This is a genomic window from Methylophaga sp. UBA2012, assembly GCF_002335235.1.
In the GTDB taxonomy this organism is placed as follows: domain Bacteria; phylum Pseudomonadota; class Gammaproteobacteria; order Nitrosococcales; family Methylophagaceae; genus Methylophaga; species Methylophaga thalassica.
Window position 1 is genome coordinate 36,708 of the sequence record NZ_DDCG01000002.1, and the last position, 23,981, is coordinate 60,688.

The following is a 23,981-nucleotide window of genomic DNA, read 5'->3' on the forward strand; positions in this document are numbered from 1 at the left end:
TAATGAAATTATGGGCAACCGCCTTGATGGCAAGTCAATTATTCGTCACCAGCCTTGCTTTCGCTCATGGACCGACACCACAAAAAATCGATGAAAAAGTGGTGATTGCTGCACCGATTAATAAGGTTTGGGAAAAAGTCTCAGATTTTAATGGCATAGCCGATTGGCATCCCATGGTTGAGTCAGTGACATCGCCCGAAGAAGGCACGCGAGTTCTCAAGTTAAAAGGCAAGGGTGAAATTACTGATAGCCTGGATGAGAAAGACGATGCGAAACATTATCTGAGTTATCGTTTATTAGAAGAGAATATTGAAGCTTTTCCAGTGAGCTTTTATACGGTCAGTATTGAATTAAGCAAGGCGAACGATGGTACGGAAATGAGTTGGAAGGGCCGCTTTTATCGTGCGGATACCGGCAATTTCCCACCTGAACAATACAATGATGAATCGGCAGTCAAAGCCATGGAAGCGTTTGCTAAAACAGGTATGGCCAGCCTGAAAGAATCACTTGAAGGGATGAAATAAGTGAAGTTGCGTTTAGGTCTCTCATTGAGTTTATTGCTAGTGGCGATGCCACTAGCAGCGCAACATGCCTACATCAGTAGTCAGGCAGCCAGTAAGGTCACGGTTGTTGATATTGAAAAACAGGAAATCATGACTGCGGTTGATGTCGCAACAGGACCGGTAGGTGTCTCTTTAGACAATCAGCGTCATCAATTATTCGTCACCCATCCGGAAATGGGTGTTGTGACCATGATTGATACGCAAACCAATAAAAAACTGGGTGAAATCAGAACGGGTGGGCAACCTTTTGCTGTTGCTGTGGATCCCTCAGGTAAACATCAGGTTTTTGTCTCTGACTGGGAACGCAATGCCGTTGTTGTGATTAACCCGGAGACAAAATTAGTCGTTGATATTTTATCTGTGGGTAAAAATCCTGCTGGCCTGGCCATCGATAGTGAAGCAAGACGTATCTATGTCGCTAATCGCAATAGTGACACATTGACCGTGCTGGATGCCGACACACCGCGTCAGTACGCTGAAGTGAAGACCGGTAAAGCACCTTATGCTGTTACCGTGAGTCCTGATGGCAGACGTATCTATGTCACAGCAATTCAGGACAATACGGTGACGGTCATCAATGGTGATGATTACAAGGTGATCAAAACACTCAAAGCGGGTACGGCACCCTATGGTATCGCTGTAACGCCAGACAATCAGTGGTTATATGTGGCGAACCAAGGCACGAATGATGTCTGGGTTTTTGATACAAAACGTTTAGAAAGAGTCGCAAAAATTGATGTGGGCGAAATGCCTGAAAGTGTGTCTTTTACCGAAGATAGTCAATATGCTTACGTGACTAATTGGTTTAGTAATAGCTTGTCAGTGATTGATACTAAATCCCAGAAAGTTATCAAGCAGATTGCTATGCCTGATGGCCCAAGAAGTCTGGGCCGTTTTATTGGTAACTAATTATTGTTGTTTTTTGGCATCCAGCAGTAATTCAATGGTTTTAAAGTGGGCTTTCAGTTCAGCAATACCAGCATCATTAATAGGATGCTGGTCTTCCTGATACTGATATTTCAGACTATTGGCATTATGATAAAGCTCTGTATAAGCCAGTTTCATCGACTCTATCCATACTCTATCAAACAAATTCTGTTTCTTGGCTTGCTCCAGCCATAAACTGAAGTGACATTTCTTATGATTCATCAGTGGCCAATGAGTAATAGTGTCAGGACTCGACTCTAGATTGGCAATCACACGGTTTAGCCAATAATTGATCTGCAGCGTCATTAATTCCAGTAAGGTCTGTTCCGCATTAAGCTGACGATTAGCCAGATCGATCCATTGCTTATTTGGTTGGTAATCAGTGAACCATTGATTGCAGTCATCAGCCGACATTGGATACGCGATCGCATAACCTTGCGCTAAATCGCAGCCCATCGCCAGCAACATCATGCCATGCTCAGTTGTTTCTACACCTTCAGCGATGACCTGATGATGGAAAGCGTCTGTCAGACCAATAACGCCATCAATAATCGTATAGTCATTGGGATCGTCAATCAGATCACGTACAAAACTTTGATCTATCTTGACGGTATCTACAGGAAGATGACGTAAATGTGTCAGTGAGGAATAGCCGGTGCCAAAATCATCCAGTGAAATCTTAAGGCCAAGCGTGTGGCGGCAGGTTTCGATGATAGAAGAGATATTGTTAATATCGGTTAAAACACTACTTTCCAGAACTTCTAATTGAATGAGATAAGAAGGTACATTGGGATACTTGGCTAGAACACGGTCCAGATGGTCAAACAAACCTTGCCATTGCAGATGACGTGACGAAATATTAATGCTCATTTCCATTGTCCAGCCACGTTCAATCCAGTTGTTTAGCTGTTTGATGGCGCGCTCAATGACCCAGTTTCCTATGTTTATTTCCAGATAACTGCCTTGAACAACAGGTAAAAAGTGAGCTGGTGTGATCAAGCCCCGTTCAGGATGTTGCCAGCGGATTAATGCTTCAGCGCCAATGATGTCGCCTGAGCGCATATTCACCTTGGGTTGGTAGAACAGCACAAGTTGATCCGATATCAAAGCATCTTCGATCGACTTAAATTGATTCTGCTGTTCAGACATTTGCTCGTCTTGTTGTGTATCAAACATATGATGACGTTGGCGGCCAGATACTTTTGCCTGATACATTGCCTGGTCGGCATGGCGTAACAAGGTGTCGGCATCGGCATTGTCCAGAGGGTAAAGGGTGATGCCAATACTCGCACTGCAACTGATGCTATTACCATCAATATGATAGGGCAGTTCAATAGCATGTCGGATACGATTTATCAGTGTTTCACAGTGCTCAGCTGAACTGACATCATTGAGTAATAAAGCGAATTCATCACCACCGAGTCGGGATGCGGTATCGTCTTGCCTGATACAGGATTGAATACGGGCTGAGACTTCAATCAGTAACTGGTCCCCTGCTTCATGACCATAGGTATCATTAACAGGTTTGAAGCCATCTAAATCTAAAAAGACCACAGCAAGCAGACTCTTATTGCGATTACTATGGGCGATGGCTTGCTTGAACCTGTCGGCAAATAATGTTCTGTTAGGCAATTGCGTCAGCACATCATAGTGCGCCATCATTTCCAGGGCATGCTGTTGCTCTTTGCTTTGGGTAATGTCGGAGAACATGCCGAGATAATGTATGGTCTCACCATAATCATCGACCAATGTAGAAATAGTGAGTAACTCAGCATAGAGTTGACCATCTTTGCGTTTATTCCATATCTCGCCTTGCCAGTGGCCTTGCTGGCGGAGTTCATTCCACATCTCTTCAAAATATAAGGCGTCATGTTTATCAGAACGTAATATTGAGGGATTCTGATGTAATATTTCTTCCCTGCTGTAGCCCGTTATCTCAGAGAATGCCGGGTTTACATCGACGATAAGGCCGTCCGCGTCGGTGATGAGAATTCCCTCGTGTGCTTGTGTAAAGACCCTGCCGGACAGTTTTAATTTTTCTTCTGCACGTTTCCGCTCAGTAATATCGTAAAGAATAATTAATGTATCTGGTATCGTGTCACTGGTCACTTTACGGGCATTGGCAATGACAGAGCGTCGTTGCCCGTCTTTACAGATGAGATCGGTTTCAATAGATTCAAAATTGAAAGAAACATATTGTTTGTTAAACGCGATATCAGCTTGTGTGATAAATCGTTCACGAGTTTCTACTTTGGGGAATGTCCTGAGTAACCAATCATCTAATGTTGGAATATCGCTGAGGTCATAGCCGAAAGAGGTAATAAACGCTTGATTAAGGTAAGTAATTTTACCGTGATTATCGATAATGATTTCTGGCACGGGTGAGGTGTTCAAAACATCACTTAAACGTCCCTCACTTTCCTGAAGGGCTCGTCGTGACTGGCGCAGCCGGTAAATCCAATAGCTAAACAATAGAAACAACAGCAGGATGCCAGAACCAAACTGTATCAGTGTTTTTAGTTGTGGTCCGGAGTCGATTTTAATACCCAGCCACTGAGACTCAATTTCTTTCTTTTCTTGCTCAGATAGCTGACTCAGCACTTTATTTATGATGCTTAATAGTTCTGGTTCATTTTTGACTATACCCATGCGGTATGCCGCTCTGGCTTGCGTTTGTCCGGCAAATTGAAGATTAATGAGGTCGCTGTTTTTTATTTGATAATTGGCATAGGCTGCATCTCCTATATAAGCATCTGCCTCGCCTCTAGCTACTTTTTCCAATGCTTGTCGAGGTGTGTCAGTGAACAGCAAAGTAATTTCAGGGTACTCATCGCTCAGCAGCGCGTTACTAAAGTTACCTTTTTCTAATGCGACTGTTTTACCAGCCAGATTTTTTAATGAACCAATGTAGCCATTGATATCCGTATTAATGATAACCACAGGATTTTGAATATACGGATCGGTAAACGTTAAGTATTCCTTACGTTCGGTGGTTTCATTCAGACAGGCCAGCATGTCGATTTCATCGTTTTGAGCCATAGTCATCAGTTCATCCCAGCTTCGATTAGAGATGATGTCGAATTTCACGCCCAATCGTTCTTCCAGCAAATTGATATATTCAGCAGCCAGACCAACATACTCACCATCCTTGTTGATCCACTCATAGGGAGCGAAGTCTTTGTCTACACCGACTTTAATAACGGGATGAGCCTGTAGCCATGCCTGTTCATCTTCAGTGAGAGATAACATGGTGCTGGGTTGATGAATGAAGTGATTAAGGGTTTTTTCTGGCAGAGCAGGGGCGACCCCCAGCTGTGCATAAATATCGGCAATGCGTTTCAGGCGACCAGGCTCAATACTGCCTAACGGTATTAGATCCGCCAATATTAGTTTTTTTGTCTCTCTTGCTTCAAACCTAAGTCGCGACAGGCTTTGTTCAGCACCATATTTCTGCTTGATGATATTAATCATCTCTTCACTATGCTCGAGCGCATAGTGCCAGCCTTTTAACGAGGCTTTCAGCATGCGTTGGGCTCGGCCTGGATATTTTTTCAGTTCGTCATCGCTGGTAAATAAAATATCGCCGTAAAAATCAAAACCATAATTACGCGGGTTGATGATGTTTATAGGGATTTTTTTCTGCAAAAACTCATAGGGTTGATCGCTGATGTAACCAGAAATGACATCAACTTCATTATTGATAAGGCTATCAATGCCCATTTTCTGAGGGATGATATTGATATCTTTCAGCTGGATTTCTGCATCATTCAGCAGGGTTCTTAAGATGGCGTCATTACCATTGCTGGCGTCAAACATGACACGCTTTCCAGCCATTTCATAAGGACTGACAATTCCGGATTCTGAGCGTGACATAAAGACTAAAGCATCATGCTGGAATATCGCGGCTAAGGCTTTTATCGGTGAACCATTCGCGTATTCAGCGAGGATCCCGATACCACCGATACCGTAATCCGCTTTTCCGCTGACGACCTCATTGACAACATTAATGTCAGGTTGACGAGGACGTAATTCAACATCCAGGCCTTCCTCTTTATAAAATCCTTTTTCTACGGCAGCGATGTAGCCAGCAAACTGATATTGATATTTCCATTTCAGTAGTAAACTGACTTTTTCCAGGGGTAAGTCTTCATCTGTAGCTTCCAGTTGAGCGTAGCTGGGTAGCGACAGGCTCAATAAAAGGTTAAGAAGACATACACAAAAAAATCGATGGCTTATCATTTCTAGTGATTTACACCCATGAATAATGCTCAATGAATTGTATAGAGGGTAAACATCTCTGTTTATAGCTTTCCCTAGCGTTTACACACAAAGATTTAGATGATGTGTTGGTGCTTAGATGATAACCCAATCAAGTCGAATAAGAATAGCGGCGATATCCTGAAGCTTTGTGTGACACTCGCATCTTCTATTTTTTAATTGGCTCTAAAAACCAATATTTCACAGCAAGCGGAGTTAGCGAATCACTATTTAGTTGTTATCAAACTGTTTGGCACCGGCAAAATCCAGTTGTTGCCATGCTTGGTACAAGATGATGGCCGTTGCATTAGATAGATTAAGGCTTCGACTGTCAGGCAGCATCGGTATGCGTATTTTTTGCCTATCATTCAGTTGATTGAGGACGTCTTCAGGCAAGCCGCGTGATTCCGGGCCAAATAACAGAATGTCTTCATCTTGATAGCTGGCTTGATGATGATGTTGTCTGGCTTTTGTCGTGCAGGCAAAAATTCGTCTGCTGCCGCTCCATGCTAAGAACTCATCGAAGTTCTTATGCACAAGGACATCAGCGAACTCATGATAATCCAGTCCAGCGCGGCGTAGGCGTTTATCATCAATAGCAAAGCCTAGCGGTTCAATTAAGTGTAGGCCTGCACCAGCATTAGCGCATAAGCGAATTATATTGCCCGTGTTGGGAGGAATCTCGGGCTCATAGAGAGCAACATGCAGCACAGCGGATCAGGTTTCGTCTATATACAGTTTTAAGCTCTGACCTGGCTGTAAAGTTGAGCGATCACTGAGACCATTCCATTCTTTCACATCAGCAACACTGACATTAAATTTACGTGAGATTGCCCAGAGTGAGTCACCATCTTTGATAGTGTAACTGACCGACTTTCTGATATCTGCAGCAGCACTAGTGATGACAAGTTTTTCGCCTGCACGCAGGATGTCTTTGGCCGATTTATTATTCTGTTGAGTCAGCGTTTTTACATCGGTGTTATTTTTTCGGGCAATATCCCACCAAGTGTCACCCGCTTTCACAACATAAGTCGTTTTTTTGACATTCTCAGGTGACACACTCTTCTGTGCTTTATTCAAAGCCAATTTACTGATGTCATGTGAGGCGACCGGAATCAGTAGATTTCTTCCTGCACGGATTTGAGTCGTGCCGAGTTTATTGGCTTGTTTTATAACATCGACTGTGGTGTCGTAGTTTCTGGCAATAATACTTAAAGATTCACCACGTTTAATTTCATGACGTGCCCATTGCACTCGCTGTGAAGTAGGCATTTTTGCTAAGGCGGTTTTAAAAGTAGGAATTTTTTCCAGCGGCAGTACTAATTTATGGTTGCCTTGTGGTGCTGTTGCCCAGCGATTAAATGCCGGGTTTAATTGGTGTAGCTGTTTTTCGCTGATGCCTGCCATCTTGGCGGCCATCGCTAAATCGATCTGTGAACCAACATTAACCTGACCAAAGAACGGTTTGTTATCGATAGGGCTTAATTCTAGTTCGTAACGTTCAGGGTATTTCACCATGTGGCTGACAGCCATTAAGCGAGGTACGTAAGCAGACGTTTCTTTGGGAAGATCGAGCGACCAAAAATCAGTCGGTTTACCCTGTTCCTGATTCTTTTTAATAGCACGTCCGACTGTGCCTTCACCACAATTATAAGCAGCAAAAGCGAGTTGCCAGTCACCAAAGTCGTTATGAAGTTTTTCAAGATAATCAAGTGCCGCTTGTGTTGACTTAACTACGTCACGTCTGCCGTCATACCACCAGTTCTGCTCCAGGCCATAAAGTTCACCAGTGCCTGGAATAAACTGCCATAACCCTGCCGCATGGCTGGGCGAATAAGCCATGGGTTTAAAGCCACTTTCGACAACAGGTAATAAGGCGACTTCCATCGGCATATTACGTTTTTTGACTTCTTCAACAATGTAAAACAGGTAAGGTCTAGCTCTTTCCACCACCCTGGCGACATAATCCTGATGATCAATAAACCAGCGAAGTTGACGTTCTGTATCTGGCTCAAGCGTCTTATAATCAGAGATGACAAAGCCGTTTCGAATGCGTTCCCAAACATCGGTTGGGTCTTGGGGAGGAAGTGTAATTGGTGGGTTTTCTGAGGATAGAGGGTTTTCGTTTTCTTCTAGGGATTCGTTATATGCTTGTTCCCAGGGAGTATGTTTCTGCTTTTGCTTCGTTTTAGAATACGTAACAGACGGCGATGCCGAGGCCCCCACGACTTTTTCGGGGGTGCTGCTACAGGAAGCGACAAGTAACGTAAATACCGATACGAGTGCTATTCTTATCATATTTCGAGTAAACATCCGCGCTATTATAAGCAAGGATTTTCTACCTGTCTCCGAATAATTTATAAAAGTTGCAATTACTGATGGTTGAACAGCTAAATAACTGGTGGGGTGTTTTTCATTTTCCCCAGGAAACACAATGGGTTATGCGATGTGCAGATGTCTGTCTTGGGCTTCGTTCTGCGCCTCATCAATGGTGGGCAGGTTATGAATGGCAACAAAATATAAACCAATTTGAGCCTTCATTAAGAAATGAAAACAGTCCCTTTGAGTCATCACCTAAACATGAGCAACGTTTTGTTTTTGCTCAACTTCCAGAGAAAATGGTGATTCAGCCAGCGTTAGCCGACCGTCCTGTAGTGTGTCGGCCAGTGGTTTCGGTGAGTTTATTGCCGTTTCAGGAAGTCACTTTATTTGTGTGTCTACCTTTATGGTTGAAGATAGCGACTGGTGAATCCGATCAGACATTATTAGATATCCCAACGGTAAAAGTCTGTGACTCCTGGTTCGGTCCTAACACGCGTGAAGGTGTGTTGAGTTATGCCTCGCAAGTGAGTGAGCAATTAGATGTAAAGCCCATTGCCAATAACAAGGCGAGAGCCGCTATTGAGGTACGGATTCAGAATCAGTCTGATCAAATGTTAACGCTGGATAAAATCAGTGTACCGGCACCTAATTTAAGTTTATATGCCGATAAACAAGGACAATTCTGGACGCCACGTATAACGCTGGTCAGGCGTAATCAGGATGATGCGATTTTGAGTTTGGACGATGTGATAAGTGGTGGACTAGCACTCAGCGAGCTTGAGCTGGTGTGTCCTGCGAGAGAAGATATTGGGCGTAGCAAAATTACCAAGGCCATTTCAGCCTTATTTGGTTAATTAGTTGAGTGAAAAGTTATGACGGAATGGTTTAACAGTCTCAATGCAGAATGGTTTATCTCTGCATCGGAAGCACTGATTTATTTTATTGTCGGGCTGATTCTGGCCAAGATGGCTAGTCGAGGTGTTCGTCAATGGAGTAAAAACCGTTTTGATACCCATCAACAGCTTTTGATGGCACGCGTGGCGTCGTATTTGATTTTGTTGGTGTTTGTTGTGATGGGCTTAAATGCGATCGGTTTCAACCTCGGCGTTTTAATTGGTGCCGCCGGGGTGTTATCCGTTGCTATTGGTTTTGCTTCACAAACATCGGCCTCCAATATTATCAGTGGTTTGTTTTTAGTCGCTGAGCGACCTTTTTCTGTCGGTGACTTAATCAAGGTGGGGGAGACCACCGGTGAAGTACTTTCTATCGATTTGTTATCGGTGAAATTACGTACCTTTGATAATTTGTTTGTGCGCATTCCAAACGAAACATTGATTAAGTCAGAAGTCACAACATTGACGCGTTTTCCTATCAGACGAATTGATTTAAGTATTGCTGTTGCGCTGAAAGAAGATATCAAGGCGGTCAGAAAAGTCCTGGAGAAAGTGGCAGAGGCCAATCCACTTTGCCTTGATGAGCCCAAACCAAAATTTGTGTTTCTGGGCTTTGGCGACTCATCGCTGAATATGCAGTTTTCGGTATGGGTGAAGCGTGAGAGTTTTATTGAACTCAAAAACAGTATTCATGAAGAAATCAAAGAAGCGTTTGACGCTGAATCGATAGAAATTCCTTTTCCACATCGTTCCCTATATACCGGTTCTGTAACAGAACCTTTTCCGATTCGTTTGGTAACAGATAATGAACCAAAGCCAAATATGGACAACAAAGAATAGCGGCTGTCGGCCACAGCCTATCTACGATAAGATCAGCAGAAAAACTCAGATTAAAGGGAGACTCAGTGGCAAAGCTCAGCGGACAATTGTCCAAAATGCAGGTCAGCCTGACTAACAATAGACAAGCACATTATGCAATGAAGCTCGATGAGCAAGTATTCGCTTTAAATGAGGTGATCGGTCAGCCGATTTCCTTACACTATCAGGGTGAAATCCATTGTCTGAATTGCGATCGTCTAACGAAAAAAAGTTTCAGTGGTGGCTTTTGTTTTCCCTGTTCGCAGAAGTTAGCACAATGTGATTTGTGTTTTATGAAGCCAGAGCTTTGCCACTATGATCAGGGCACCTGCCGTGAACCGGAGTGGGGTGAAGCGGTATGTATGCAAGACCATATTGTGTATCTGGCAAACAGTTCTGGTTTAAAAGTCGGTATCACCCGTATTAATCAGATTCCAACACGGTGGATTGATCAGGGTGCCACTCAGGCTGTGCCTATTTTTCGGGTAAAAAGCCGTTATCAATCGGGCTTGGTTGAGGTGATGTTTAAACAGCATGTATCTGACCGAACTGACTGGCGGAAAATGTTAAAAGGCGAAGCAGAACCGCTTGATTTGGCTGCGGAAAGAGATCGATTATTAGCCTTGTGTGAGAGTGAAATAAGCTTACTGCAACAACAGTTTGGCGAGTCAGCTATTCAAGTATTAACAGCTGAGCCTGTGCAAACGATTGAATACCCGGTGAATGCCTATCCGAAAAAAGTCAGTTCATTTAATTTTGATAAAACGGCAACTGTTGAAGGACGGTTGGATGGCATTAAAGGCCAGTATCTGATTTTAGATAACGGTGTTATTAATCTCCGCAAATTTAGCGGTTATCACATCGAAGTGGAGGTATAAATGTTTTACCGCATTATGCGAGATCTGATGTTTCGTCTTGATGCCGAGAAGGCCCATCATCTTGGTTTAGTTGGTCTTGATTGGCTGGAAATGACCGGTGCGTCATGGCTGATGACTCGCAAGATGAAAATGACGCCAGTTCGCGTGATGGGTCTGACGTTTCCGAATGCCGTCGGGCTTGCCGCCGGGCTGGATAAAAATGGTGATCACATTGAAGCGATGTCGGCACTCGGGTTTGGCTTTGTTGAGATTGGTACAGTCACACCACGACCACAACCGGGTAATCCTAAACCGCGATTATTTCGTATTCCTGAAGCACAGGGCATTATCAATCGAATGGGTTTTAACAACCTGGGCGTGGATCATCTTATTCAGCAAGTACAAGCAGCGGATACAAAAACCTTAATTGGTATTAATATCGGTAAAAACTTTGATACCCCTGTTGAGAAAGCGGTAGATGACTATTTAATAGGTCTTAATAAGGTTTATCCTCACGCTGACTATGTCACTATTAATATTTCCTCGCCAAATACGCCAGGCCTTCGCACGCTTCAGTTTGGCGAGTCTCTGGACAGCTTGTTATCAGCCTTAAAAAAGGCACAGGCTGATTTAGCAGAACAACATAACAAATATGTACCGATGGCCGTGAAGGTTGCGCCAGATCTGACAACTGATGAAGTGTCGCAACTGGCACAGGCATTCAATAAACATAAAATTGATGCGGTGATTGCCACCAACACGACGATGGATCGTGAGGCGGTAGCAGGCCTGCAGAATGCTGATGAGGCGGGCGGTTTGAGCGGTGCACCTGTTTTTGAAAAATCAACGGAAATTGTCAGACTTTTCCGCGAAGCACTTGATGATGACTTGCCTATCATCGCTGCCGGTGGAATCATGTCTGCTCAACAAGCGTTAGCCAAGTTGGATGCGGGTGCATCCCTTGTACAAATTTATAGTGGCCTGATTTATCAAGGCCCCACGCTTATTCGAGAAGTGATTCAATCCATATCAAAGAGGAACTAACATGGAAACTGCAACCGGAAGTATTGTTGTATTCTGGCTGATCAATATTCTCTATGCTGCGATCATTGTTTTTGTCGGTCGTATAGTGGTCAAGTGGCTGGTAAAAATGTCACGCAAACTGATGGTCAGAGCAAACCTTGATCCTATTCTGATTAATTTCTTTAGCACCATTGCCAACGCCATTTTATTATTATTCGTACTGATTGCTGCTTTAGACCAACTGGGTGTCGATACCACCTCGATGATCGCTGTGCTGGGTGCAGCAGGTTTGGCGATTGGTCTGGCTTTAAAAGACTCACTACAAAACTTTGCTGCCGGCGTGATGCTTATCCTTTTCAGACCCTTCAAAATTGGTGATTTTGTTGAAGCTGGAGGTACCGCAGGTGTCATTGAGACAATCACTATTTTCAATACGATTATGAAGACGGGTGATAACCGTGAAGTTATCGTCCCCAATGGTTTGATTTATGGCGATACCATCACTAACTATTCAGCAAAAGATACCCGACGCATCGATATGGTGTTTGGTATCGGTTATGACGATGATTTGCTCAAAGCGAAAAAATTACTGACTGATATTGTCACCGGTCATGAAAAAGTCATGGCAGATCCTGCTCCTGTTATTCGTGTGTCTGAATTAGCGGATAGCAGTGTGAATTTTGACGTGCGCCCATGGGTGGCTGCCGATGATTACTGGCTAGTCCGTTCGGAATTGATTGAAACCATCAAATTAGCGTTTGATGAAAACGGTATTTCTATTCCGTACCCACAAATGGACATTCACTTTAATAATCTTGATAAAGAAGATGAAAAGGCCGCTTAAAACGCATCTTTCCAAGCTCTTAATGCTGTAAAAACAGCCTGACTATCTGCCAGTGGGCGACCGGAAAAGGATTCGGCCGCCTTTTTTATACTGTCTAACTCACAACGCAGGAAAGGGTTGGTGGCCAGCTCATCTTGCATCAATGAAGGAACGGTAGCTTGCTGCTGCTGGCGAGCTTTTTCTGTTTGTTCAAAGCGTTGTATCAGCAAGGTATTATCTGGCTCAACTGCTTTAGCAAAACGTAAATTGGCTAATGTGTATTCATGAGCACAATAGATTTCTGTTGTGGCAGGCAAGGTTGCCAGATGGCTGAGTGAGGAATGTAATTGCTCTGCGGTTCCACCTAATAAGCGTCCGCAGCCGGCTGCAAATAGCGTATCACCGCAGAACAGTTTTCCTTCAGCCAAATAGCTAATGTGACCGGGAGTATGGCCTGGTGTATTTAAAACAGTAAATTCAGGAAATGCGGGGTCGATAGCAATGGTGTCTCTGCCAGTTTGTGGATGAGTCACCCCATTTATGTTTTCATTGGCAGGACCATAAACGGGAATGGCGACGTCTTTTGTTAACTCAACAATGCCCGCAGTATGATCGGCATGGTGGTGAGTAATCAATATAGCAATAAGGTCCAGATATTTGGCTCTTAAGGTGTTCAGAACGGGCGTCGCATCACCTGGATCAACGGCAATGACTTTATTCGTGCCTTGCGCTTGAATAAGCCAGATATAATTGTCTTCAAATGCGGGAATTCTGTGCACACTCAGCATGATTTCTCCTTTAATGGGCTCACAGTATGAATGAGAACAAACAACGACGACTGAATCAATGGTGGCATAGTCCACTGGGAGAGATGCTCGTCCAACATGAGCAGGATACCCTGACATCTCTCAATCATCCTCTAGTCGGGTATTTTTATGTTCAATTAGGTGGTCATTATTCTTTGTTTCCACCCTCTAATCGAGCGATTAAAACAAGTATTGTAGGCCCAACGGGTGATTTAAATGCCAGCGCTGAGTCGCTGCCTTTCAAGTCTCACAGTATAGATAATTTATTACTTTTGCATGTGTTGGAGTATGCCCATGACCCGCATCAGGTATTGCGGGAAACAGAAAGAGTTCTTGGCGCCGACGGTCGAGTCATTTTATGCAGTTTCAATCCCTGGAGTTTGTGGGGGTTGCGCCGCTTGTTTTCATGGCAGGACAATGCGCCTTGGCATGGTCATTTTTTTACCCAAACCCGTATCAGGGATTGGTTGGCACTATTAAACTTTGAAGTGGTTGAACACCATAAAGTCATGTTCAGACCGCCATTTAGCCGAGCGAGTTGGTTAAATAGGTGCCGTTTTTTAGAGCGCTGGGGTAAACGTTTATGGCCGTGTTTTGGTGGCGTGACGATTGTAGTGGCATGCAAAAGAACTATCCCGCTCAACCCGCTTAAACAACGCTGGCGTCAACCGAATTTATTTCCGTCAGCCGGTTTAGTGAATAAGCCGATAACAAGAGAAGGAACAGATGGACCACGTTGAGTTATTTACTGATGGTGCCTGTAGTGGCAATCCCGGCCCAGGTGGTTGGGGAGTGATATTACGAGCAAAGGGACAAGAAAAAGAACTGTCCGGTGCCGAAAAAAATACCACGAATAATCAAATGGAAATGATGGCTGTAATCGCCGGACTTGAAGCATTAAAGCGCCCATGTCAGGTCACCATTACCACGGATTCACAGTATGTCATTAAAGGCATGACCGAATGGTTAACAGGCTGGAAAGCCAAAAACTGGAAAACAGCAGCAAAAAAACCAGTGAAGAATGTTGAACTCTGGCAGCGCCTTGATAAAGCAGTAGCGCCTCATCAGGTAAAATGGGAATGGGTGAGAGGTCATCAGGGACATGTTGAAAACGAACGCGCAGATCAATTAGCTGTTGCCGCCAGAGAACAAATAGCCGCTAAGAAATAAGAGGACACCATGGCAGAAAATGTTGTTAAACGACAAGTGATTCTGGATACCGAAACCACCGGTATCAGCACCGCTGAAGATCATCGTATTATTGAGATTGGCTGTGTGGAAATGGTTAATCGCCGCCTGACCGGACAAACATTTCATCAATATATCAATCCTCATCGTGAGATTGATGCTGGTGCGATTGAGGTTCACGGTATCACTAATGAATTTTTAGCGGATAAACCCAGCTTTGAAGATATTGCTGAAGATTTTTTGCAATTCATTGAAGGTGCCGAGTTAATTATTCATAACGCCCCGTTCGATGTTGGCTTTATTGATCACGAGCTCAAAAAATTGAGCGGCGAAAAGCGCCGTGTTAATTCGCTTTGCACAGTATTAGATACTTTAAAAATGGCCAGGGACAAACATCCGGGCCAGAAAAACAATCTCGATGCCTTATGTAAACGTTATGACGTGGATAACTCCAACCGTGAGTTACATGGAGCCTTACTGGATGCTGAGATTTTAGCGGACGTTTATTTAGCAATGACCGGTGGCCAGGTTAGTATGTTGCTGGCCGCTAACGAAGAGGAAACGGCAACCTCAACCACATCAGGAAGCGAAGCTGAAGAAGTGATTGCGACTGTAAAGTCCAGAAAACTCAAAGTCATCCGAGCCTCGGAGGAAGAACTTGCTGCGCATGAGGCGATGTTAGAAAAAGTGCAGAAAAGCAGTGGTGGGGAATGTGTTTGGTTGAGAGAATCATAGTCTTTAAGACTTTTAGGGTTGTAGGTTGGGTTGAGGAACGAAACACAACACGCTCGTTGAATTAAAGTATCGAAGCTGCCGCGGGGCGTTCATTTAATTGGATTCGTGACATCCATGTCACTCACCCTTTGGGCGCTTCCGGCGTCCAAATTCGTTCCGGACAAATTTGTCGCTACGCTCAAACATGTGTCCACTTAATCCACAAAATGCAGTGAATTTTTAGCGGCAATAGACGGGAAGGTTGGGAGCTTTTTTAATCCCCGTTTGTGCTGATGAGGAATAGCATTTATTCAGGTCTTAGGGAGGCTAGTGTTTGAGCGTAGCGAGTTTTAGCCGACCGCCTGAATCAATGTTATGACGAGTGGAGCCGCAGGCCAGCACGGTGGGGTGCCCTAGGGTTGTTAGGGAAATGGGCAAGCACAAACATCGTCGGGAACGATTTTGAATTGCGAAGCAACCTGCTTGCAGATGAGTCACAGGGAAGTGGCGAATATTTCCCTGACTCGCCAGCAAGGCGAAACTAAAGACTTATAAATCTAAAATAAACCTTCGTGTATTGATGATGGTTTGTTTTTTTACGTTGCCATTGAGGCGTGCATTTATTTTTGGACAAGCAAAATAAATGAACTCGGACTTAGCCGGAAACTTCGAAGCTTAAATAATCAAATAACGCTTTGAATACAAGTAATCACAAAAAAATCAATAAATTCCAAAGTTTTCCTTGAAATCAAATTTTTTACCCCCAGATTGACGTTCTGTTAGAAGCAAAGCGGAATACATCATCATGAGCAATGAAGAAATTGAAAAGCCAGAAGTAGAAGCGAGTGAGCAAGCTGAAACTGAGGCATCATCAGAAACAGAAAAAACAACAGAACAGTTGTTGGAAGAAGCACAAAAACAAGCAGAAGAAAACTGGAACCAGGTGTTATTAGCTCGTGCTGATCTGGAAAATGTTCGTCGCCGTCATGCTCGGGACCTGGAAAATGCCCATAAACACGCTTTAGATAAGTTTGTGAATGAGCTTTTACCCATTTGTGACAGCCTTGAACTTGGCTTAAATGCGGCTAAATCAGAGTCAGCGACGCTAGATGCTGTTCGCGATGGTATGAGTATGACCATGAAAATGTTACTCGACAATATTGGCAAGCTTGGCTTGGAACAGGTTGATCCCGTGGGCCAACCGTTTGACCCTGAATTACACCAAGCTGTGTCTATGCAACCTGCCGATGGCATTGAAGCCAATCATGTTATTAGCGTGATGCAGAAAGGCTATAGCTTCAATGGCCGTTTACTTCGACCGGCAATGGTTGTGGTCTCTCAATAAAAATACATTCGGGGCTTGAAATTTTAATTTTATCCCCCAATTACTTATCCGAAGGCGGCTTAAATAGCCAGCAAGATACAAGATTGATGGAGTATAAAAATGGGAAAAATTATTGGTATTGACTTAGGAACAACAAATTCCTGTGTCGCAGTGATGGAAGATGGCAAAGCACGCGTTATCGAAAACAGCGAAGGCGATCGCACTACGCCATCAATCATTGCTTTTACAAAAGATGACGAAGTCTTAGTTGGTCAGTCTGCAAAACGTCAGGCGGTCACTAATCCAAACAATACACTGTACGGTATCAAACGTTTGATCGGCCGTAAGTTTAAAGAAGATGTCGTTCAGCGTGACATCGATATGGTGCCCTACAAAATCGTTGAAGCAGACAATGGCGATGCCTGGGTGTCTGTTAACGATAAAAAAATGGCGCCACCTGAAATTTCAGCACGTGTTCTGATGAAAATGAAGAAAACCGCTGAAGAATTCCTGGGTGAACCTGTCACAGAAGCGGTGGTCACTGTACCTGCTTACTTCAACGACTCACAACGTCAGGCAACCAAAGACGCGGGTAAAATTGCCGGTCTGGAAGTTAAACGTATTATCAACGAACCAACCGCTGCTGCACTGGCATACGGCATGGACAAAAAACGCGGCGATTCTACCGTTGTTGTTTATGACCTAGGTGGTGGTACATTCGACGTATCAATCATTGAGATTGCGGATATTGAAGGCGAACATCAATTTGAAGTATTAGCGACTAATGGTGATACCTTCTTAGGTGGTGAAGATTTCGACCAACGCATCATTGATTATTTAGTGGCTGAGTTCAAGAAAGATCAAGGTGTTGACCTGGCAAAAGATCCACTCGCTCTGCAACGTCTGAAAGATGCGGCTGAAAAAGCGAAGATCGAACTGTCTTCAAGCCAGCAAACAGATATTAACCTGCCTTACATCACGGCTGATGCATCAGGTCCTAAACACATGGAAATGCGTTTAACTCGTGCTAAGTTGGAATCATTGGTTGAAGACCTGATTTCACGCAGCATGGAGCCATGTAAAATGGCACTGAAAGATGCTGGCCTATCTACATCTGAAATCAACGATGTGATTTTAGTCGGTGGTCAAACCCGCATGCCTAAAGTGCAGGAAGCGGTTAAAGAAATGTTTGGTAAAGAGCCTCGTCGTGATGTGAACCCTGACGAAGCGGTTGCAGTGGGTGCTGCTATCCAGGCAGCGGTGCTTTCAGGTGATGTTAAAGACGTATTGTTACTTGACGTCACGCCACTGAGCCTGGGTATTGAAACCATGGGTGGTGTGATGACTAAACTGGTTGAGAAAAACACCACGATTCCAACAAAAGCGAATCAAGTGTTCTCAACAGCAGAGGACAATCAACCCGCGGTAACCATTCATGTGCTTCAAGGTGAGCGTGAAATGGCATCAGCGAATAAATCACTGGGTCGTTTTGACTTGGCAGATATTCCTCCTGCTCCACGTGGTACACCGCAAATCGAAGTGACATTTGATATTGATGCTAACGGTATTCTTAACGTATCAGCAGCAGATAAAGCGACAGGCAAAAAACAATCTATCGTGATTAAAGCGTCTAGTGGCTTATCTGATGAAGAAGTTGAGAAAATGGTGAAAGATGCAGAAGCGCATGCGGATGAAGATCGTAAATTCCATGAGCTAGTGACTGCACGTAACCAAGCTGATGCATTAATTCACGGCACAGAAAAATCACTTAAAGATTTAGGTGATAAAGTTGAAGCTGATGAAAAAGCAAAAATTGAATCAGCGATCGCCGCTTTACAAGAAGCGATTAAAGGCGAAGACAAAGACGACATTGAAGCAAAAACAACCGCTTTAAGTGAAGTCGCTGGCAAGTTAGCAGAACGTGCTTATGCAGAAAATGCAGAAGCCGGTGCTGATGCAGGTCAAGCTGACAATGCAAAAGCAGGTGATGACGTCGTTGACGCTGAGTTTGAAGAAGTTGACGACGACAACAAAAAATAATCTTTAACGAGATTATGTTGAGCATGGCAAACAGGCGTCAGGAATTTCCGGCGCCTGTTTTGTCGTTTTAGGTAGTTGGGAAAAAGAATAATGGCCAAAAGAGACTATTACGAAGTTTTAGAATTATCACGCACGGCGACTGAAGCTGAAATCAAAAAAGCCTATCGTCGCATGGCGATGAAATATCATCCGGACAGAAATCCCGATGATGCTGAAGCTGAGTCCAAGTTTAAGGAAGCCAAAGAAGCCTACGAAATTTTATCTGATAGTCAAAAACGTGCTGCCTATGATCAGTTTGGTCATGAGGGTGTGGATCAATCCATGGGTGGAGGATTCAGAAGTAGTGGCGGCTTCAGCGATATTTTTGGTGATGTATTTAATGATATTTTCGGCGGTGGTGGCGGTGGCCGACAGCAGGCTTATCGCGGTGCTGATTTAAGATACCGTCTTGATTTGTCATTGGAAGATGCCGTTGCCGGAACCACGGCGAAGATACGTATTCCGGTCAATGTTGAATGTAACACCTGTGATGGCAGTGGTGCCAAGAAAGGCACACAGCCTGTTACCTGTACCACCTGTGGTGGTCATGGTCAGGTACGTATTCAGCAAGGATTCTTCACCATGCAACAGCCGTGTCCTCATTGTCGGGGCACAGGTAAAATGATTAAAGAGCCTTGCCCAGACTGTCATGGTGAGGGGCTGGTTCAGGAAGAAAAAACACTGCAAGTGAAAGTCCCTGCTGGTGTCGATACAGGCGACCGTATCCGTCTGGCGGGTGAAGGTGAAGCGGGTACACATGGTGCCCCTGCTGGTGATTTATATGTTGAAGTATCAGTCAGCCGACATGATGTCTTCACTCGTGATGGTACAAATTTATTTTGCGATGTGCCATTGAGTTTCGTCACTGCCGCATTGGGCGGTGAAGTGGAAGTACCGACCTTGGAAGGCAAAGCCAATCTGAAGATTCCAGAAGGCACGCAAACCGGCCAGCAATTCCGCCTTAAAGGGAAAGGTGTGCAGTCAGTTCGTGGTGGCGCAACCGGCGATCTTTTATGTCGGGTTATTATCGAAACACCAGTGAAGTTATCAAAAAAACAGAAAGAATTATTGCAAGAGTTTGAGGGCGATCTGAAAGGGGGTGGTGAAAAGCACAACCCGAAACATAGCTCCTGGCTGGATGCGGTAAAACGTTTTTTTGAATAATATGATGTGCTGACATCATTAAGCGAAATGAAAAAGGAATAATTATGGCAACTAAGATTGCGATTAATGGCGCTGCTGGCAGAATGGGGCGTTGTCTGATTCAGGCTGTAGAACAGACTGAGGGATTAGCACTCAGCGCAGCCATTGATCGCGCCGATTCTTCGTTGATAGGTGCAGATGCCGGTGAAGTAGCTGGCGTTGGTAAACTGGGTATTGCGATTAGCTCCGATATCGAACAAGCCACAAAAGACTCTGACATTATTATTGATTTCACCCTGCCTGAAGTGACTATGGCTTTATTACCTGCTTGTGTTGCTAACCAATGTCGACCAGTTATTGGTACAACGGGCTTTGATGCAGACCAAAAACAAGCGATAGAAGATGCGGCAAAGCAAGTAGCGACGATTTTGGCGCCAAATATGAGTGTTGGGGTGAACCTGTCATTAAAATTGTTGGATATTGCCGCGCGTGTATTAGGTGATGATGTCGATATTGAAATTGTTGAAGCACACCACCGCCATAAAGTTGATGCGCCATCGGGCACCGCATTGCGTATGGGTGAAGTGGTTGCCGATGCTTTAGGTCGTGATCTTAAACAGTGTGCTGTTTATGGTCGTGAAGGACGTACCGGAGAACGTGATAGAAATACGATTGGGTTTGCCACGGTTCGCGCAGGCGATATTGTGGGTGACCATACAGTTATGTTTGCCGCCGAAGGTGAACGTGTAGAGATTACTCATAAAGCCTCTAGTCGTATGACTTTTGCATTCGGTGCCATGCGTGCATCTAGCTGGTTGATGCAGAAGCAAAATGGGTTATTTGATATGCAGGATGTCTTAGGTTTATCTTAAATTCCGACTGACAACTTTCTGTTAGAGCTCTGCTTCTGATCTCTAAATTTCTTTACCAATACCCTGCTTCATGCAGGGTATTGTACTTTTCTCTTAACTTACTTATATAATCGAACCAACGCATTAACAGGTTGGATTGATGGCACCACATGCTCAGATTCTCATAGTTGACGATGTCCCTGACAATATTCAGGTCGCTATGAATTTGCTGAGAGAAGACAGTTATGAGTTTTCTTTTGCCAATAGTGGCGAAAAAGCATTATCAATTCTCAATAGTGATGATGCTGATTTTGACCTTATTCTGCTCGATATAATGATGCCTGGTATCGATGGTTATGAAACCTGTAAACGCATAAAGGCTAGCTCACAATATCAGGATATTCCTATCATATTCCTCACGGCCAAAGCCGATGTTGACTCGATTGCCAAGGCATTTCAGGCTGGCGGGGTCGATTATGTGACCAAACCGTTTCATGCTGCTGAGCTGTTAGCACGTGTCAGAACCCATATCCAGCTATACCAAACCAAAAAGTGGCTCGAACAACAAAATATTGACCTTGAGACAAAATCCCGTTTCGCCCAGGCTCGATTATTATCTGAATTAGAAAACAGCCAAAAAGAATTAATCTGGTTTTTAACTGAGCTGATGGAATCGACATCAGATGAAACAGGCAAACACATACGTCGTGTGGCAGAAATCTCAGCATTATTGGCAAAACTTCATCCGACATTAACGGATATGGATGCAGATACCCTTTATCATGCTTCACCGATGCACGATATCGGTAAGATGACAGTGCCTCATGAGATTCTTCATAAGCCAGGGAAATATACGCCGGAAGAGTTTGAGATCATGAAATCGCATACCACTAATGCCTATAAATTATTGTCTGGTTCCAAACGTAAATTAATTAAATCAGCGGCGATTATTGCTCATCAACATCATGAAAAATGGGATGGCAGTGGCTATCCGAGAGCGCTAAAGGGCGATGATATCCACATATATGGTCGTATCGTGGCATTAGCGGATGTGTTTGATGCCTTAACCCATCAACGTTGTTATAAACCTGCCTGGTCTGTGAATGAGGCTATTGAGTTCATTAAAGAACAGCGAGGTCTTCACTTTGATCCTGAATTAGTGGACTTGATGATACAGAATCTTGATAAGTTTGCTGAAATAGTGAAATAGAAGCATATAAGATGAATGATGATTTAATAACAAAAAGAATGATGTTTATCACTTTGTTCTTTCTGTTATTAAATGTGGTCGTTACTTTGTTTAGCTCGACTGTTATGGCGGATAACGAAACGGTTAAAACACAGTATCAGACACCAGTATTACTAACGCAGGAAGAAATTGACTGGATAGAAACACATCCAGTAGTGATTGTCGGTGGAGGCGCTGAGTGGCCACCCTACGATTTTATTGATTCGAAAGGCCAGTATCAGGGCATAGCTAGAGACTACCTTAATATTATTTCATCGTTAACCGGTTTGAAATTCAAATATGAGGAGACAGGTACTTGGCGCGATCACCTTAAACAGTTTGTGGCGGGAGAAATTGATTTATTACCCGCCGTATTCATGACACAGGAAAAGTCATCATATATGGCTTTTTCCAGTCCCTATCACGAAGCAGTAGAGTATTTTTTTATTCGCAGTGATATCAAGCTGGATGACAAAAACTCTCTGGATAATTTACGGGTCGCTTTACCGAGAGATGACTCTCGCATCAGTACGATTAAACGTTATTTCCCTGAACTCAATATTGTTGAAACCAACACTGCAGATGAGGCTATTGAGCTGGTTTTAAATGGCAAAGCCGACTTGTTGTATGACTACTATGCGGTATTAAGTTACAAGCTGGACAGGCAAGGGATCCTGAATATCGAACCCTTACAGTCAACACGCTATTTAGGGAGTGAGAATCTCTATATGGCTACGCAGAAATCTGAGCCAGTGTTGTTATCCATTATTGATAAAGGTTTGCTGGCTATCTCTGCTGTGCAAAAACGTAGTATTGATGACAAGTGGTTCAAACGAAATATTATCGCAGAAGGCGTTTCCAAAAATATTATCCTGTCACCGAGTGAACAAGCCTGGTTAAACGAACATAAAACAATTCGCTTTACGGGTGATCCAAATTGGTTGCCCTACGAAGCATTTGATAAAGATGGCAACTATATTGGTATTGTTGCTGAATATTTGCATTTGATAGAAAAGAAGCTGGGTATCACGATTGAGTATGTTCCAACGTCCAGTTGGACTGAATCTATTGACCTGATTAAGTCTGGTAAAGTCGATATGATTTCAGAAACCAGTGATTCTACTCTGGGTCAGTTTCTTACTTTCACCAGGCCGTATTTAAATAGTCCGATTGTTGTCGTGATGCGTGATGACAATGTCTATGTCGAAAGTCTTTCTTCCATAAAAAAGAAAAAAATTGCGGTCATTCATGAATATGGTTATGTGAATAATATTCGTAACCAGTATCCCGAAATTAACTTCATCGAAGTCATGAGCATTCAGGATGGCCTAACAGCTGTGTCTACGGGAAAAGTAGATGCATTGGTCGCAACATTGGCACAAGCCAGCTATCACATTGCAGAGATGGGGATTAATAATATCAGGATAGTGGGTGAAACCGGGTTTAAAACCTCTCTTGCATTCGGCTTTAGTGAGGCATATCAGCCTATGGTGAGTCTTTTTAATCGCACATTTAATGCGATTTCGCTTACAGAGAAACAACGTATTCTGGATGAATGGGGAAAAGATAAATACGCAACGATCGTTGATTACAGTCTTGTTTTGAAGGTTATTGCAGTATTTCTGGTAGTAGTAGCATGGATTTTATATTGGAATAGAAAGCTCGCTGCTCAGATTCGTTTGCGGGAAGCGGCCGAAGCACAGACAAAAACATTGATAGATCATCTTCCCTTGCAAATTTCGGTGACACGCTATGATGGCCAGATTATTACTGGTAACCCGCAAGCCTTATTAGATTACAACCTACAAATAGATGAATTGGAGCGATTTAATATTCTCGATTTTTACGCCAATCCAAGTCAGCGTGAGGATGTTCTGGAAGATATAAGAACAAAAGGGTTTGTCGATCAGAAAATCGTCCAGTTTAAAAAACTGGATGGTGAAGAACGCTCAATGATGGTGTCTATCATGCCCATCAAATATCAGAATCAAGATGCCTTGTTGGGTATTGCGGTGGATCTCACGGACAGGCTGGAGATGGAAGCACAGTTGCTGGAGGCGAAAGAAAAAGCCGAGGTCGCTAATCGCACTAAATCTGAGTTTCTGGCCAATATGAGTCATGAAAT

20 protein-coding genes are annotated in these 23,981 nt (G+C 43.7%); 16 read left to right on the plus strand and 4 right to left on the minus strand.

The window, feature by feature from the left end; translation table 11 throughout:
* The first annotated feature begins 2 nt into the window (after positions 1-2).
* Together B2248_RS01905 and B2248_RS01910 are read left to right on the plus strand one after the other, a co-directional pair.
* The gene (locus B2248_RS01905; RefSeq protein WP_273182981.1) at positions 3-524 is read left to right on the plus strand and encodes an SRPBCC family protein; all 522 of its coding nucleotides are present in this window, start codon (positions 3-5) and stop codon (positions 522-524) included.
* Entirely contained in the window at positions 525-1,472 is a 948-nt protein-coding gene (locus B2248_RS01910) for a YncE family protein (protein WP_273182984.1), read from the plus strand. It abuts the gene before it with no gap.
* Here B2248_RS01910 and B2248_RS01915 read toward each other — a convergent pair whose 3' ends face one another.
* From B2248_RS01915 to B2248_RS01925, 3 genes are all read right to left on the minus strand, one after another.
* The gene (locus B2248_RS01915; RefSeq protein WP_273271347.1) at positions 1,473-5,684 is read right to left on the minus strand and encodes an EAL domain-containing protein; all 4,212 of its coding nucleotides are present in this window, start codon (positions 5,682-5,684) and stop codon (positions 1,473-1,475) included. It abuts the gene before it with no gap.
* Between the two features lie 294 nt (positions 5,685-5,978).
* A complete protein-coding gene (gene trmL / locus B2248_RS01920) occupies positions 5,979-6,458 on the minus strand; it encodes a tRNA (uridine(34)/cytosine(34)/5-carboxymethylaminomethyluridine(34)-2'-O)-methyltransferase TrmL (RefSeq protein ID WP_007144410.1) in 480 nt (159 codons plus the stop codon).
* 6 nt (positions 6,459-6,464) lie between these two features.
* Positions 6,465-8,045 (minus strand): lytic transglycosylase, encoded by a 1,581-nt coding sequence (locus B2248_RS01925; RefSeq protein WP_273182988.1) that lies wholly within the window; start codon positions 8,043-8,045, stop codon positions 6,465-6,467.
* Positions 8,046-8,125: 80 nt separating this feature from the next.
* On the opposite strand from B2248_RS01925, the gene B2248_RS01930 reads away from it, so the two are divergent.
* The 5 genes from B2248_RS01930 to B2248_RS01950 all read left to right on the plus strand — a co-directional run bounded on the left by B2248_RS01930 (position 8,126) and on the right by B2248_RS01950 (position 12,544).
* Positions 8,126-8,923, plus strand: a complete 798-nt coding sequence (locus B2248_RS01930; protein ID WP_273182990.1) for a hypothetical protein — start codon at positions 8,126-8,128, stop codon at positions 8,921-8,923.
* An 18-nt stretch (positions 8,924-8,941) separates the two neighbouring features.
* Positions 8,942-9,802: a mechanosensitive ion channel family protein gene (locus tag B2248_RS01935; RefSeq protein ID WP_273182991.1), complete on the plus strand. Its 861-nt coding sequence runs from the start codon at positions 8,942-8,944 to the stop codon at positions 9,800-9,802.
* A 95-nt stretch (positions 9,803-9,897) separates the two neighbouring features.
* Positions 9,898-10,698, plus strand: a complete 801-nt coding sequence (locus tag B2248_RS01940) for a DUF2797 domain-containing protein (RefSeq protein ID WP_414673462.1) — start codon at positions 9,898-9,900, stop codon at positions 10,696-10,698.
* The gene (locus B2248_RS01945; protein WP_273182994.1) at positions 10,699-11,721 is read left to right on the plus strand and encodes a quinone-dependent dihydroorotate dehydrogenase; all 1,023 of its coding nucleotides are present in this window, start codon (positions 10,699-10,701) and stop codon (positions 11,719-11,721) included.
* Between the two features lies 1 nt (position 11,722).
* Positions 11,723-12,544 (plus strand): mechanosensitive ion channel family protein, encoded by an 822-nt coding sequence (locus B2248_RS01950; protein WP_273182995.1) that lies wholly within the window; start codon positions 11,723-11,725, stop codon positions 12,542-12,544.
* On the opposite strand, the gene gloB is transcribed toward B2248_RS01950, so the two are convergent.
* Positions 12,541-13,311 (minus strand): hydroxyacylglutathione hydrolase, encoded by a 771-nt coding sequence (gloB, locus tag B2248_RS01955; RefSeq protein ID WP_273182996.1) that lies wholly within the window; start codon positions 13,309-13,311, stop codon positions 12,541-12,543. The two genes, B2248_RS01950 and gloB, sit on opposite strands and share 4 nt — an antisense overlap.
* 26 nt (positions 13,312-13,337) lie before the next feature.
* On the opposite strand from gloB, the gene B2248_RS01960 reads away from it, so the two are divergent.
* The 9 genes from B2248_RS01960 to B2248_RS02000 form a co-directional block, all read left to right on the plus strand.
* Positions 13,338-14,069, plus strand: a complete 732-nt coding sequence (locus tag B2248_RS01960; RefSeq protein WP_273182998.1) for a class I SAM-dependent methyltransferase — start codon at positions 13,338-13,340, stop codon at positions 14,067-14,069.
* Positions 14,056-14,499, plus strand: coding sequence for a ribonuclease HI (gene rnhA, locus B2248_RS01965; protein WP_273182999.1), 444 nt, complete (start codon positions 14,056-14,058; stop codon positions 14,497-14,499). The genes B2248_RS01960 and rnhA overlap by 14 nt, the downstream gene beginning before the upstream one ends.
* A gap of 9 nt (positions 14,500-14,508) precedes the next feature.
* On the plus strand, positions 14,509-15,252 hold the full coding sequence (dnaQ, locus tag B2248_RS01970; RefSeq protein WP_273183000.1) for a DNA polymerase III subunit epsilon: 744 nt from the start codon (positions 14,509-14,511) through the stop codon (positions 15,250-15,252).
* A 784-nt stretch (positions 15,253-16,036) separates the two neighbouring features.
* On the plus strand, positions 16,037-16,576 hold the full coding sequence (gene grpE, locus B2248_RS01975; protein ID WP_007144423.1) for a nucleotide exchange factor GrpE: 540 nt from the start codon (positions 16,037-16,039) through the stop codon (positions 16,574-16,576).
* Between the two features lie 99 nt (positions 16,577-16,675).
* On the plus strand, positions 16,676-18,595 hold the full coding sequence (gene dnaK / locus B2248_RS01980; RefSeq protein ID WP_273183001.1) for a molecular chaperone DnaK: 1,920 nt from the start codon (positions 16,676-16,678) through the stop codon (positions 18,593-18,595).
* A gap of 90 nt (positions 18,596-18,685) precedes the next feature.
* A complete protein-coding gene (dnaJ, locus tag B2248_RS01985) occupies positions 18,686-19,798 on the plus strand; it encodes a molecular chaperone DnaJ (protein ID WP_007144425.1) in 1,113 nt (370 codons plus the stop codon).
* A 44-nt stretch (positions 19,799-19,842) separates the two neighbouring features.
* Positions 19,843-20,649, plus strand: coding sequence for a 4-hydroxy-tetrahydrodipicolinate reductase (gene dapB, locus B2248_RS01990; protein ID WP_273183004.1), 807 nt, complete (start codon positions 19,843-19,845; stop codon positions 20,647-20,649).
* A gap of 139 nt (positions 20,650-20,788) precedes the next feature.
* Positions 20,789-21,838 (plus strand): HD domain-containing phosphohydrolase, encoded by a 1,050-nt coding sequence (locus B2248_RS01995; RefSeq protein ID WP_273183006.1) that lies wholly within the window; start codon positions 20,789-20,791, stop codon positions 21,836-21,838.
* A gap of 11 nt (positions 21,839-21,849) precedes the next feature.
* Positions 21,850-23,981: transporter substrate-binding domain-containing protein (locus B2248_RS02000; RefSeq protein ID WP_286721984.1), on the plus strand; the 2,132-nt coding region annotated here is incomplete at its 3' end.

What these genes read in the sequence shown, in the direction of transcription:
- B2248_RS01905 (WP_273182981.1), top strand. Translation starts at nt 3, where the DNA reads ATGAAATTATGGGCAACCGCCTTGATGGCAAGTCAATTATTCGTCACC.
- B2248_RS01925 (WP_273182988.1), bottom strand. Translation starts at nt 8,045, where the DNA reads ATGATAAGAATAGCACTCGTATCGGTATTTACGTTACTTGTCGCTTCC.
- B2248_RS01930 (WP_273182990.1), top strand. Translation starts at nt 8,126, where the DNA reads ATGGTTGAACAGCTAAATAACTGGTGGGGTGTTTTTCATTTTCCCCAG.
- B2248_RS01935 (WP_273182991.1), top strand. Translation starts at nt 8,942, where the DNA reads ATGACGGAATGGTTTAACAGTCTCAATGCAGAATGGTTTATCTCTGCA.
- B2248_RS01940 (WP_414673462.1), top strand. Translation starts at nt 9,898, where the DNA reads ATGCAGGTCAGCCTGACTAACAATAGACAAGCACATTATGCAATGAAG.
- B2248_RS01945 (WP_273182994.1), top strand. Translation starts at nt 10,699, where the DNA reads ATGTTTTACCGCATTATGCGAGATCTGATGTTTCGTCTTGATGCCGAG.
- B2248_RS01950 (WP_273182995.1), top strand. Translation starts at nt 11,723, where the DNA reads ATGGAAACTGCAACCGGAAGTATTGTTGTATTCTGGCTGATCAATATT.
- gloB (WP_273182996.1), bottom strand. Translation starts at nt 13,311, where the DNA reads ATGCTGAGTGTGCACAGAATTCCCGCATTTGAAGACAATTATATCTGG.
- B2248_RS01960 (WP_273182998.1), top strand. Translation starts at nt 13,338, where the DNA reads ATGAATGAGAACAAACAACGACGACTGAATCAATGGTGGCATAGTCCA.
- rnhA (WP_273182999.1), top strand. Translation starts at nt 14,056, where the DNA reads ATGGACCACGTTGAGTTATTTACTGATGGTGCCTGTAGTGGCAATCCC.
- dnaQ (WP_273183000.1), top strand. Translation starts at nt 14,509, where the DNA reads ATGGCAGAAAATGTTGTTAAACGACAAGTGATTCTGGATACCGAAACC.
- grpE (WP_007144423.1), top strand. Translation starts at nt 16,037, where the DNA reads ATGAGCAATGAAGAAATTGAAAAGCCAGAAGTAGAAGCGAGTGAGCAA.
- dnaK (WP_273183001.1), top strand. Translation starts at nt 16,676, where the DNA reads ATGGGAAAAATTATTGGTATTGACTTAGGAACAACAAATTCCTGTGTC.
- dnaJ (WP_007144425.1), top strand. Translation starts at nt 18,686, where the DNA reads ATGGCCAAAAGAGACTATTACGAAGTTTTAGAATTATCACGCACGGCG.
- dapB (WP_273183004.1), top strand. Translation starts at nt 19,843, where the DNA reads ATGGCAACTAAGATTGCGATTAATGGCGCTGCTGGCAGAATGGGGCGT.
- B2248_RS01995 (WP_273183006.1), top strand. Translation starts at nt 20,789, where the DNA reads ATGGCACCACATGCTCAGATTCTCATAGTTGACGATGTCCCTGACAAT.